This is a genomic window from Sphingomonas abietis (assembly GCF_027625475.1).
Lineage (GTDB): Bacteria > Pseudomonadota > Alphaproteobacteria > Sphingomonadales > Sphingomonadaceae > Solisphingomonas > Solisphingomonas abietis.
Map to the genome: position 1 here is coordinate 3018063 of NZ_CP115174.1, position 12560 is coordinate 3030622.

Sequence of the window (12560 nt, forward strand, 5' to 3'; positions counted from 1 at the left end):
CGATGGCCCGATTTCCCCTGCTCGCCGCCGCGCTCGGCCTGGCCGCCCTGCTCGTCACCGGCCGGGCCAGTGCCGACGATCTCGTCGCCAGAGGCGCCTATCTCGCCACCGCGGCCGACTGCGGCGCATGCCACACCGCGCCCGGCGGCGCGCCCTTTGCCGGCGGCCTGCCGCTCGCGACACCGCTCGGCAAGATCATCGCGACCAACATCACGCCGTCCAAGGACCATGGCATCGGCAACTATACGCTGGCGCAATTCACGCGCGCGCTTCGCGAGGGCGTGCGCGGCGATGGTGCGCGGCTGTATCCGGCGATGCCGTACACGGCCTATTCCGGCCTGAGCGACGACGACGTGCGCGCGCTCTATGCCTATTTCACCCGCGCGGTGAAGCCGGTCGAACGCTCCCCCGCAGCGACCGCCTTGCCCTTCCCCTTCAACATCCGCGCCTCGATGATCGGCTGGAACCTGCTGTTCCTCAACGGCAAACGGTTTCAGCCATCGCCGCACGCGAGCACGAGCTGGAACCGGGGCGCCTATCTCGCGCAGACGCTCGCCCATTGCAGCACCTGCCACACGCCGCGCAACCTGCTGATGGCGGAGGAGAGCGACCACCCCCTCGCCGGCGGATCGCTCGGCGCTTGGTATGCCCCCAACATCACGCCCGACAGGACCGCCGGCATCGGTGCGTGGAGCGACGCCGAACTTGCCCGCTATCTCTCGACCGGGGCGAACGACCATGCCCAGGCCGGCGGCCCGATGCGCGAGGCGATCGACAAGAGCCTGCGCCATCTCGACGCGGCCGATATCGCCGCGCTCGTCACCTATATCCGCAGCGTGCCCCCCTCATCGGCCGGTGCGCCGGCGATGGATCGAGCGCCGTCGCCGATCACGTCCGACATCGACGTACTTAGCGACGACCGGGACGACGGCGCGCAACTCTGTGCGGACAATTGCGCGAGTTGCCATCAGGCCTCCGGCCTCGGCACGCGCGGCCTGCCCTCGCTGGTCGGCAATGCCGCGTTCCGCCTGCCCAGCGCCGACAATGTCGCCTCGGCGATCCTCGCGGGAATCTGGCCGGCGACGGGCCAGGCGATGCCCGCATTCGCCCACGCGCTGACCGACCGGCAGGTCGCCGATCTGACCAGCTTTCTGTTCCGGCAGTTCGGCGGCAGCCGGGTCACGATCACCGCCGCGCGCGTGGCGGCGCTGCGATCCGGTGGTGGCGGATCCTGGCTGCCGGCCGTCGCCCAGACCGCCATCGCCGCCGGCTGCGCGGTGACGGCGGCGGGGATCGCGCTGCTGGCATGGCGCAGGCGTCGGCGTATCCCCGGCCAGGCCGCCGAATCAGGTCGGGAGCGCGGTCGATGACCGATGGCCGCAGCCTCGTCCGTTGCCCCGCATGGGCGTCCGCGGCGATCGCGATCGGCCTGCTCGCCGGACCATCGCGCGCGACGCCCGCACAACCGGCGACGCCTCGTCTTTGCGCCATTCTCGCGGCACCGGCCGATGGCGTGGATGCGACCACGCTCGTCCAGCGCGCGATCGAGTCCTGCGCGAAGCGCCATGGCGGACGGGTGACGCTGGGCGCCGGGCGCTTCGTCGTCGGCCCGCTCCGACTGGCCTCGCGGATCGACCTGCACCTCGATCGGGGCGCACGGCTCGAAGGGTCGACCGACCATGCCCGCTATCGCGCCGCCTATGTGAACTGGGCGTTCCGGCCGAACGAGGCGCTGATTTCGGCTGTCGGCACGCATGATGTGGCAATCACCGGAGATGGCACGATCGACGGCCGGGGCGATACATGGTGGCCCGAGGCGAGCGCCGATCGCGAGGCGGGCAATCCGAAGACGATCGCCGCCGGGATGCCGGCGAGCAACGGCCTGCCCCGGCCATCGCTGATCGAGGCCTATGGCGCGTCCCGGATCACGATCCGCGACGTCCATATCGTGCGCTCGCCGATGTGGACGATCGCGCTGCGCTACACGCAGGGCGCCACGATCGGCCATGTCGACATCGAGAACCCGGCCGACTCCCCCAACACCGACGGCATCGATATCGTCGCCTCGCGCAACGTCACCGTGCGCGGGACGACGATCTCCACCGGAGACGATTGCATCGCCATCAAGTCGGGCCTGACCGGCAGCCATCTGCCGCCGGTCGCGACCGACCTTGTCCGGCTCAGCGACCTGCATCTGCGGAGGGGACATGGCCTGTCGATCGGCAGCGAGACGCTGTTCGGAATCCGCAACGTCACCGCCGACCATATCGATTTCGACGGCACCGATAACGGTCTGCGGATCAAGTCGGGGCGCGATCGCGGCAATCGGCTCGAGCATTTCCACTTCAGCGATATCTCCATGCGCGGCGTCGGAACGACGATCTCGATCAGCGCTTATTATCCGAAACCCGGACCTGAAGACGATCCACGCCAGCCGGTGACCGCCACGACGCCGTTCATCCGGGACGTCACGATCCGTCACCTGCGCGCACGGGAAAGCCACGCCGCCGGCATCATGATCGGCCTGCCCGAATCGCCGCTGCGATCCGTCGTCCTGCGCGACGTGGCGATCCAGGCCGATCGCCCGCTCCAGATCCGCAACGCCGAGGTTGCACTCTGCCATGTCCATATCGTGGGGCGGAACGGCGTCGCCGATGTGGAGCATGGCGGCCATGTGGCGGAAGCCTGCGATCCGACAAGAGACGCCAACAAAGGGTAGAGGAGCCACGGCCAGACGCCCTTGATGTCTCTGCGGTCGCCAAGCTGCGGCAGGGCAAGTCATGAAAGATCATGCGCGGCAAGCGACGGAGCGCGAGGGGAGATGGCGTTTTCTCGCTTCCCCATATCGCAACCCTGAATGTCAGGCAGAACAATCTTCGATTCGAGAGCAAGAGCCGGAGTGCGGGGACGGGGCATAGTGACCAGGTTCGTGGCATAGCGACACCAGAGGGAAGATCGACCATGGACAAGCCCGCGAAGGACAGGACCGCGCCCCACCCGACCGCCACCGATCCGCGTTGGCGGCATGTGCTGGCACGCGACAAGACCGCCGACGGGGCGTTTTGGTATTCGGTCGCCACGACCGGCATCTATTGCCGCCCGTCCTGCCCATCGCGCGCGGCCAATCCGGACCATGTGACCCTCCACGACTCGCTCGACGACGCCAGGGCAACCGGATTTCGCGCCTGCAAGCGTTGCAACCCCGAGGGTCTGTCGGCCGACGCCAGCCATGCCGCGATCATCGCGAAGGCCTGCCGCCTGATCGAACACAGCGAAACATCGCTCTCGCTGGCCGATCTGGCAGACGCCGTCGAACTGAGTCCCAGCTATTTCCACCGCCTGTTCAAAAGCACGACCGGCGTCACACCCAAGGCCTATGCGGCAGCTCATCGCGTCGCTCGGCTTCGCGATGGCCTGGATAAGGCGGGCAGCGTCACCCAGGCGATCTACGCGGCCGGCTTCAACTCGAACGGCCGCTTCTACGAGCAGGCGAGCGATATCCTCGGCATGACCCCGACGCGATACAAAGCGGGCGGCCGCGATGAGGAGATATGCTTCGCGATCGCGCAATGCTCGCTCGGGGCGATCCTCGTCGCCTCCAGTGCGAAGGGCGTCGTCTCGATCCTCCTTGGCGACGACGCGAACGCGCTGGCGGAGGATTTGCAGGATCGCTTCCCACAGGCGCACCTGGTGGGCGGCGATGCGGACTATGACCGGCTCGTCGCACGTGTCGTCGGCTTGGTCGAGGCGCCGAAGCTCGGCCTGGACCTGCCACTCGACGTTCGGGGCACGGCGTTCCAGCAGCGCGTCTGGCAGGCGCTCCGCGACATCCCGGCCGGACGCACCCTGTCTTACCGGGATATCGCCGAGCGGATCGGCGCGCCCAAAGCGGTGCGTGCGGTCGCGGGTGCCTGCGCGGCGAACCACATCGCGATCGCGATCCCCTGCCATCGGGTCGTCCGCAACGATGGCGCGCTGTCAGGCTATGCGTGGGGTGTCGAACGCAAGCGCGAACTGCTCCGGCGAGAGGATGCGGCGTGAGCGGGCGAACGGAATGAACGACCCCATCCGGCCGGACTTCAGTCCGTTTAGGAAGGCCCGTGGATTTCCGCGATATACCCGCCGGGGAACCGGACCATCGCCGAGCGCCGGTCCCCGTCCGCATGGTCGGCTACCAGCACCTCGGCGCCCGCCGCCCGCGCTTTGGCCAGTGTCGCCGCGAGATCCGGCACGGCATAACCGGTCAGTTCCCGGCCATAGGGCCACGGCAAAGCGCCATCGCTGACCAGCAGCAACATCTCGCCATAACCCGAGTGGAGGTGGAGACGGCGATAGGCCGTTCCCGGTTTACCAATCTCGTCGCCCGATGCCGCCCTGTCGTCCGACACGATCTTGCCATGCGAGAAAGCCAACCAGGCCGCCACGAACCTGTCGGCGGCATCGGCGGTGAGATAGATCCGGTTCTCGGGCACGGTCGTGAGCGGCGCGTAATGCGGCGTGATCCCATGCCAATAAAGTTGCATGTTCACACCGCCCGGCCACTGGATCAGCACATCGCGGCCGATCGGATCGGGGAAGGTTTCCACCAGCCCGATCGCCCCGGCCTTTCGCGCGGCGGCAACGGCCGCATCGATATCCGTTACGAGATAGCCGGTTCGTTCGAGCCCGAACGGGTAAGGGATCGGCGTTTTGAACCCGAAGACCGACACCATCCCGGCGGGAGACATCGCCACCTGCGAGATCGTCTCGCTCGGCGTCGGCGTGACCTGAAACACGCCCTGCTTTCCCGCCGTGCCGCCGAAGGTCGCGACGAAGCCCGCCACGAAGCGATCGACATCCTCGGGAGCGACATAGACATGCGTGGAATCATATTGCGGCCCGACCGCGAAGTCGGCGGCCGCCTTGGCCTCGGCCCCTGCCGCCATCGACGCGGACAGCGAAGCCGCGACAAGCCAGAACGAAACGCGCTTCATCGGATGATCCTTTCGGAATGATCAATAGGGTGGGGTCGTCTTCGCGCGTTGCGCACGAGCGGCCTCCGTCCACCAGGCGAGGTCTTCGGCGAAGCGCGGGAACGCGCGCGCCAGCGCCGTGCCGCCTTCGCCGGTCGGTTCCGCCGCCGCATCGAGGGCCTGGCCTATGCCGCCGACCGCGAGGGGGGTGGAGGTGACGACCATGCCCATTTCCGACAGTGTGCCGTGCCAGGCGAGGCCGGCCCTGAGGCCGGCGAAGCGGCCTGCGGAATAGCTCGCGATCGCGGCAGGCCGCCAGGCCCACTCGGCGAGGAAATGGTCGGTCAGGTTCTTGAGCCCGGGCTGGATGCCCCAATTATATTCGCCCGCAACGAACACGAAGGCGTCCGCAGACCGGATCTTGCCCGCCAGTGCCTCCAGCGCGTCGGGGGCCTCGCCCGGCGCATAGTCCATGTAGCGCTTGTCGAGCATCGGCAGGTCGATCGCCTTCGCGTCGATCAGTTCCGGGCTGGCGCCGCGGTCAGCGAATGCACGGACGAGATAATCCGCCAGGCGGATGCCGACGCGATGCGATCGGTAGGAACCGTAGAAGATCAGAATGCGGTCGCTCATGGTAATCCTCGCAATGGAGAGGCCGCGCGCAGCCGCTTCGCCCCGCGCGGCCTCCTCGGTCAGCGCGCGATGAAGGCGAGCAGATCGGCGTTGATCTGCGCGCCATGCGTCGTCGGCATGCCGTGCGGATAGCCCGGATAGGTCTTGTATTCGGCGCCGGGGATCAGCTTGGCGGAAAGGTCGCCCGAGATCGCGATCGGCACGATCTGGTCGTCCTCGCCGTGCAGCACCAGCGTCGGCACGGTGATCGCCTTGAGGTCGGCGGTGAAGTCGGTCTCGGAGAAGGCCGCGATGCCGAGCACATGGGCGAGCGCGCCGCCGCTCATCCCCTGCCGCCACCAATTGAGCCGCACGCCCTCCTTCACCACCGCGCCGTCGCGGTTGAAGCCGTAGAAGGGCAAGGTGAAGTCGTAATAATATTGGGCACGGTCGGCGGCGGTCTGCGCGCGGATATCGTCGAACACCGCCATCGGCACGCCGTTGGGATTGTCGGGCGTCTGCACCATCAGCGGCGGCACCGCGCTGATCAGCACCGCCTTGGCGACGCGGCCGGGCTTGGCGTGCGCGACGTAGCGCGCCACCTCGCCGCCGCCGGTCGAATGGCCGATGTGGATCGCGTTCCGGAGATCGAGCGCGTCGGTGAGCGCGACGACGTCGGCGACATAGCTGTCCATGTCGTGCCCGGTCGCCGACTGGGTCGAGCGGCCATGGCCGCGCCGATCGTGCGCGATCACGCGATAGCCCTTCTCCAGGAAGAACATCATCTGCCCGTCCCAATCGTCGGAACTCAGCGGCCAGCCGTGATGGAACATGATCGGCTGGGCATCCTTCGAGCCCCAATCCTTGTAGAAGATTTCGGTGCCGTCGGTGGTGGTGATCGTGGTCATGGAAGGTCTCCCTGTGCGTACTGCTCGATGATAGCGAATGTGGATGAAGGTCAGGCGGCGTCGACGAGGACGAGCTCGGCGTCGTTGATCGCGGTGACGCGCAGCACGGCCTCGTCGGAGATCGCCGCACCGTCGCGCGCCTCGAGCCGGACGCCGTTGATCTCGATCGTGCCGCTGGCGGGGACGAGATAGCCATGGCGATCGGCGCCCAGCGGATATTCGGCGGTCTCGCCGGCTTTCAGCGTGGCGCCGACGATCCGCGCGTCGGTGCGGATCGGCAACGCCTCGGCGTCTTCGGCAAAGCCGCTGGCCAGCGTGACGAAGCGCCCCGATCGATCGCCCTTGGGAAAGGGCTTGGCACCCCAGCTCGGCTTTTCGCCCCGCGTCTTCGGCTCGATCCAGATCTGGAAGATCTTCGTCGTGCCCTCCTCGCGGTTATACTCCGAGTGGCGGACGCCCGATCCGGCGCTCATCACCTGCACGTCGCCCGCCTCGGTGCGGCCGATATTGCCCAGACTATCCTGATGCGTGATCGCGCCCTCGCGGACGTAGGTGACGATTTCCATGTCGGCATGGGGGTGCGGCGGGAAACCGGTGCCAGCGGCGATCGTATCGTCGTTCCACACCCGGATCGGGCCCCAGCCCATCCGCGACGGCTCGTAATAGCCGGCAAAGGAGAAGTGGTGCTTGGCATCCAGCCAGCCATGGTTGGCGGCGCCAAGTTCAGCAAAAGGGCGGCGTTCGATCATCGTTCTGGTCCTCGTAAGAGCGAGCCGTTCGGCTCCGACCGCCAAGGAATGCGGCAGGTCGGCCCTTGACGAAATAGAAGCGTTGGCATCACATCGTTTCCGAAAATGCCAAGACGACTTCCCGATCTCGAAGCCTGGGCGATCTTCGCCAAGGTCGCCGAACGCGGCTCCTTCTCCGGGGCTGCGAGCGAACTCGGCCTGTCCAACCCGACCGTATCCAAGGCGATCGGCCGGCTGGAGGCGCGGCTCGGCTTCGCGCTTCTCGCCCGCACCTCGCGGCGTCTGTCCCTCACCGAGGCAGGCCGGTCCTCACTGGAACGCGCATCGCACATCCTGAGCGAGGGCGAGACATTGGAGGACGAGGCGGTCGATCAATCGCGGACACCACGCGGACTGGTGCGGGTGAGCGCGCCGCTGTCGTTCGGCACCGCCTATTTCGGCGCGGTGTTGCCCGCTTTCCTGGAGGCGTATCCGGAGATCACGCTCGACGTCGCGCTCAGCGATCGCCGCGTCGATCTGGTCGCCGAGGGATTCGATTTCGCGTTGCGCATCGCCAGCCTGGAGGATTCCTCGCTCCTGTCCCGCCGGCTGTGCGCCGTCCGGCGGCTGCTGGTCGGCGCGCCAGCCTATTTCGACATGCGAGGCCGGCCTACCCATCCGGCCGAGCTGATGCGCCATGCCGCACTCGCCTACACCGGCAGCGCGGAACGCGGCGTGTGGCGCTTCAGTCATCCGCAGTTCGGCGAAGAGCTGATCGAGCCTGCTGTCCGCATCTGGACGGACAATGCCGACATGCTGAACCCGGTGCTGATCGCAGGACAGGGCGTCGCCCTACAGCCGGAATTCCTGGTGTGGCGCGAATTGCGCGACGGCGTGCTTGAAATCGCGATGTCCGATTGGTCGGTGAAGCCGCTCGGCCTGCACCTCGTCATGCCGCCCAGCCCGCTGCGGCCGCAGCGCGTCCAGCTCCTGATCGACTATCTCGCCAGTGCGCTCGCCGATCCTCCCCGGGCGCAGCACGCCCGCTGAATATCTCGGCAATACGGATTCCCAGAATGGCGGGAATGGCCCATGCTAGGCGAAGCTCTGTCATATCCGTTTCCCGGAGGACCACCCGATGGTACAGACGATCGCCGACCTGATCACCGCAACCCTCGCCGACGCCGGCGTCAAGCGGATCTGGGGGGTCACAGGCGACAGCCTCAACGCGATCAACGACAGCCTGCGCCGTCTGGGTTCGATCCAATGGATGCACGTCCGCCACGAGGAAACGGGTGCGTTCGCGGCCGGCGCCGAGGCCGCCGCGACAGGCGAGCTGGCCGTCTGCGCAGGAAGCTGCGGACCAGGCAATCTGCACCTCATCAACGGCCTGTTCGATTGCCAGCGCAACCGCGTGCCGGTCCTCGCCATCGCCAGTCATATCCCGTCCTCGGAAATCGGCCTCGGCTATTTCCAGGAAACGCATCCGACCGAGCTGTTCCGCGAATGCAGCCATTTTTGCGAACTGGTGACAAACCCGGCACAAATGCCGGAATTGCTTCACCGTGCGATGCGAACCGCGATCGGCAAGCGCGGCGTGGCGGTGCTCGTCGTGCCCGGCGACGTCTCGCTCCTGACGATGCCGAAGGGCACGCCGACCCGCTTCGCGCCCGTCGTCGCCCCCCGCCTCGTCCCTGACTCCGGCGAAATCGGCAAGCTCGCCACGTTGCTGAACAACTCCAAGACGGTCACCATGCTGTGCGGTTCGGGATGCGCCGGCGCGCATAACGAGGTGATCGCGCTTGCCGATGCGCTTCAGGCGCCGATCGTCCATGCCTTTCGCGGCAAGGAACATCTCGAGTGGGACAACCCGTTCGATGTCGGAATGACGGGCTTTCTGGGCTTCTCGTCGGGCTACCACGCGATGAAGGAGTGCGACACGCTGCTCATGCTGGGGACCGATTTCCCCTACCGCAATTTCTATCCGAACAACGCCCGGGTCGCCCAGGTCGATCGCGATCCGGCATCGCTGGGACGGCGCGTGCCGATCGAACTCGGTCTGCTGGGCGATGTCCGGGAGACGATTACCGCGCTGCTGCCGCACCTGTCGGGCGAACGATCGGGCAAATTCCTGGAGGCGGCACGTCGGCACTATGCCAGTAGCCGCGCCAAGCTCGACGATCTGGCCACGCCGCGCAGCGCGGGAAAGCCTCTCCATCCCCAATTTATCGCCCGCACGCTCAGCGCGGTGGCCGCGGAAGACGCCATCTTCACCGCGGATGTCGGCACACCCGTCATCTGGACGGCGCGTTACGTCCGGACCAACGGAAAGCGTCGCATCATCGGGTCTTTCAACCATGGCTCGATGGCGAATGCGATGCCGCAGGCGCTCGGCGCGCAGGCGGCCTTCCCGGGCCGGCAGGTGGTTTCGCTATCGGGTGATGGCGGCTTCACGATGCTGATGGGCGACATGCTGTCGGCCGTCCAACTGCAACTGCCGATCAAGATCGTGGTACTGAACAACGGCACGCTCGGTTACGTCGCGATGGAGATGAAGGCCGGCGGTTATCTCGATACCAATGTCGACCTGAAGAACCCGAATTTCGCGGAGATGGCCTCGATAGCCGGCTTCAAGGGCATCCGTGTCGAGAACTCGGACGCGCTGGAGGGCGCGTTGCGCGACGCTTTCGCGCATCCGGGGCCGGCGCTCGTCGATGTGGTGACGGCCACCCAGGAACTGTCCATGCCGCCGACCATCGGGCTGGAGCAGGCGAAAGGCTTCAGCCTCTACATGCTGAAGGCGATCATTTCCGGACGCGGCGACGAGGTGCTCGAACTGGGAACAACCAACGTTTTGCGCTAGGCTGGAGCAACCGTCAGCGCGGCGGCCAGGCGCCCGGCCCGTAAACCGCCCGGCAGGCGCGACGCCCTTCCCGCCCTGCGTCTGCCGGCATGGTCGAGCCGGATACAGCGATCTGGAGGGACTGGCGACAAAAGTCCGCCGGGCGGTCACGACAAGTCCTCGAACAGCGCGGTTGTGCCATATCGCTCGGCAAAGTCCGGTATCAGGACGACGATCGTCCGGCCTTCCGATTCCGGTCGCCGGGCGACCCGGATCGCGGCCGAAAGGGCGGCGCCCGCGCTGATACCGACAGGCACACCATCGGTGCGCGCAACCTCTCTCGCCAGCCCGATCGCGTCGTCGTCCTCGACCGTCAGAATCTCGTCGACCACCGCGAGATCGAGGATGCTGGAGAGGAAGCCCGAGCCGATGCCCTGGATCTTGTGCGGCCCCGCTTTGCCGCCGGACAGCACCGCACTTCCGGCAGGCTCGACGGCGACGACGCGGATATCGGGCTTCTTCTCCTTCAGCACCTTGCCGACGCCGGTGATCGTGCCGCCCGTGCCGATCCCGGACACGAAGATATCGATCTCGCCCGCCGTATCGTCCCAAATCTCCAGCGCCGTAGTGACCTGGTGGATCGCAGGATTGGCGGGATTGTCGAACTGGCGAACCAGGAATGCGCCGGCTATCTCCTCCGCCAGAGCGTGCGCCCGGCGGATGGCGCCGCCCATACCCTCGCCGGCGGGCGTGAGCTCGATCCGCGCGCCGAGCAGGCGGAGCATCCGGCGGCGCTCCGCCGACATGCTTTCCGGCATGGTGAGGATCAGCCTGTACCCCTTGGCGGCGGCGGCAAAGGCGAGGCCGATGCCGGTATTGCCCGACGTCGCCTCGATCAGCGTCGCGCCCGGCCCGATGCGGCCGGTTCGTTCGGCATCCTCAATCATCGCGACGCCGATCCGGTCTTTCACGGAGGCCAGCGGGTTGAAGAATTCGAGCTTGCCGATCAGCCGCGCCTTCAGCCCATAGGCCACCTCCAGCCTAGCCAGCCGGACCAGCGGCGTCGCGCCGACCGTCTGGGTGATGTCATCGTAAACCTTGCCGCGAGACGTATGGCTCATCGCAACCCTCCCACCAGTTCGCCGAGCCAGAGCAGCCCCTGTGGCCAGATTCCGAGCTTCGTCGCCGATCCGATGTGGCCGAGGGCGCCGGCGTCGATGAAGCGCGAGCCCCAGGCGTCCGCGAAGGCCCGCGAACGCTCGATGGTGCAGCGTGGATCGTCGCTGCTGGCGACCACGATCGAGGGAAAGGGCAAGGGCGCGAGCAGCATCGGGGCGAAGCCCTGCGGTTCGGCCGGGTCAGATTCCCAGCGATCCCTGTCCGTCGTGGCGACGAGCAGAGCGCCGGCCACGCCTGCCCCACCGGTTTCGATCGCCCAGCGCGTAACCAGCGACGTGCCAAGGCTGTGGGCGATCAGGATCACCGGGCGGCCCCGGCCCGCCACCGCCTCGCTGAGGCGCGGCGCCCAGTCACGATAATGCGGGCTGTCCCAGTCGTCCTGGCCGACACGCTCGGCGTAGGGCAACGCCGCTTCCCAATGTGTCTGCCAATGATCCTCACCCGAGCCGTGCCAACCCGGCAGGGTCAAGAGATCATAGTCGCGGATATCAGCGGCACGCGCCTGCGTGGCCGGTGCGAGAATGGTGCTCATCGGCCACCTCCCACACCGACGAGGCGCAGTTCGGGCTGATCCCGTTCGCCGGAGGCACCGGTCAGTTCGGCGAGCACCTCCTCCCTCTGCCGCGCGAAAGCCGCGTCGGTGCGGTGGCGGGGGCGCGGCAGCGCGATGTCGGCGATCGACCGGATGCGACCCGGGCGCGGCTCCATCACCACCACGCGGTCGCTGAGATAGACGGCCTCCTCAACATCGTGGGTGACGAATATGGCGGTCACCTTCTGCCGCTCCCAGATATCGAGCAACTGATCCTGGAGATGCGCGCGGGTCAGCGCGTCGAGCGCGCCGAAGGGCTCGTCGAGCAGCAGCAGGCGCGGCTGGTTGACCAGCGCGCGGGCGATCGCGACGCGTTGCGCCATGCCGCCCGAAAGCTGGCGGGGAAGCGCCTTCTCGAAACCGGAAAGGCGCACCAGCGCGATATGCTCGGCCACCCTGTTCTGCTTCTCGGCGTCGGGGATCGGCGTATTGGCGAGGCCGAAGGCGATGTTCTGCTCCACCGTCAGCCAGGGCAGCAGGCGCGGCTCCTGAAAGACGATGCCACGATCAAGGCTTGGCCCCGTCACCGGCGCACCATCGATCGTGATCGTTCCTGAAAAACCGGGGTCCAGCCCGATCAACAGCCGCAGCAGGGTCGATTTGCCGCAACCGCTCGCACCGACGAGGCTGACGAACTCGCCCGCCCGTACCGAAAGCGATATGTCGCTCAGCGCCGTGAGCGGACGCCCGTCCACCGCGAAGGTCTTTCCTACATGGTCCAGCGTCAGCGCTGCCTGTCCGGTCACA

The 12560-nt window shown here is 67.1% G+C and carries 12 protein-coding genes; 5 read left to right on the top strand and 7 right to left on the bottom strand.

The window, feature by feature from the left end; genetic code table 11:
- Positions 1–2: 2 nt before the first annotated feature.
- From PBT88_RS14270 to ada, 3 genes are all read left to right on the top strand, one after another.
- Positions 3–1370 (top strand): cytochrome c, encoded by a 1368-nt coding sequence (locus tag PBT88_RS14270; protein WP_270075994.1) that lies wholly within the window; start codon positions 3–5, stop codon positions 1368–1370.
- Complete coding sequence (locus PBT88_RS14275) at positions 1367–2719, top strand: glycoside hydrolase family 28 protein (protein ID WP_270075995.1); 1353 nt, start codon at positions 1367–1369, stop codon at positions 2717–2719. Before PBT88_RS14270 ends, PBT88_RS14275 begins: the two co-directional genes overlap by 4 nt.
- 242 nt (positions 2720–2961) lie before the next feature.
- A complete protein-coding gene (ada, locus tag PBT88_RS14280; RefSeq protein ID WP_270075996.1) occupies positions 2962–4041 on the top strand; it encodes a bifunctional DNA-binding transcriptional regulator/O6-methylguanine-DNA methyltransferase Ada in 1080 nt (359 codons plus the stop codon).
- A 47-nt stretch (positions 4042–4088) separates the two neighbouring features.
- Here the strand turns inward: ada and PBT88_RS14285 are convergent, their stop codons facing one another.
- The 4 genes from PBT88_RS14285 to PBT88_RS14300 are packed head-to-tail and all read right to left on the bottom strand — an operon-like array spanning position 4089 to position 7221.
- Positions 4089–4973, bottom strand: a complete 885-nt coding sequence (locus tag PBT88_RS14285) for a glyoxalase (RefSeq protein WP_270075997.1) — start codon at positions 4971–4973, stop codon at positions 4089–4091.
- Positions 4974–4994: 21 nt separating this feature from the next.
- Entirely contained in the window at positions 4995–5585 is a 591-nt protein-coding gene (locus PBT88_RS14290) for an NADPH-dependent FMN reductase (protein WP_270075998.1), read from the bottom strand.
- A 59-nt stretch (positions 5586–5644) separates the two neighbouring features.
- Positions 5645–6472: an alpha/beta fold hydrolase gene (locus tag PBT88_RS14295; RefSeq protein WP_270075999.1), complete on the bottom strand. Its 828-nt coding sequence runs from the start codon at positions 6470–6472 to the stop codon at positions 5645–5647.
- A 50-nt stretch (positions 6473–6522) separates the two neighbouring features.
- Positions 6523–7221, bottom strand: coding sequence for a pirin family protein (locus tag PBT88_RS14300; RefSeq protein WP_270076000.1), 699 nt, complete (start codon positions 7219–7221; stop codon positions 6523–6525).
- Positions 7222–7326: 105 nt separating this feature from the next.
- On the opposite strand from PBT88_RS14300, the gene PBT88_RS14305 reads away from it, so the two are divergent.
- Positions 7327–8250, top strand: coding sequence for a LysR family transcriptional regulator (locus tag PBT88_RS14305; protein ID WP_270076001.1), 924 nt, complete (start codon positions 7327–7329; stop codon positions 8248–8250).
- An 88-nt stretch (positions 8251–8338) separates the two neighbouring features.
- The gene (gene poxB, locus PBT88_RS14310) at positions 8339–10063 is read left to right on the top strand and encodes a ubiquinone-dependent pyruvate dehydrogenase (protein WP_270076002.1); all 1725 of its coding nucleotides are present in this window, start codon (positions 8339–8341) and stop codon (positions 10061–10063) included.
- A 146-nt stretch (positions 10064–10209) separates the two neighbouring features.
- Here the strand turns inward: poxB and cysK are convergent, their stop codons facing one another.
- From cysK to PBT88_RS14325, 3 genes are read right to left on the bottom strand one after another with little or no spacing between them, the layout of a single operon-like run.
- Entirely contained in the window at positions 10210–11163 is a 954-nt protein-coding gene (cysK, locus tag PBT88_RS14315) for a cysteine synthase A (RefSeq protein WP_270076003.1), read from the bottom strand.
- On the bottom strand, positions 11160–11753 hold the full coding sequence (locus PBT88_RS14320) for an RBBP9/YdeN family alpha/beta hydrolase (protein ID WP_270076004.1): 594 nt from the start codon (positions 11751–11753) through the stop codon (positions 11160–11162). The genes cysK and PBT88_RS14320 overlap by 4 nt, the downstream gene beginning before the upstream one ends.
- Positions 11750–12559 (bottom strand): ABC transporter ATP-binding protein, encoded by an 810-nt coding sequence (locus tag PBT88_RS14325; RefSeq protein WP_270076005.1) that lies wholly within the window; start codon positions 12557–12559, stop codon positions 11750–11752. The genes PBT88_RS14320 and PBT88_RS14325 overlap by 4 nt, the downstream gene beginning before the upstream one ends.
- Between the last annotated feature and the right edge of the window lies 1 nt (position 12560).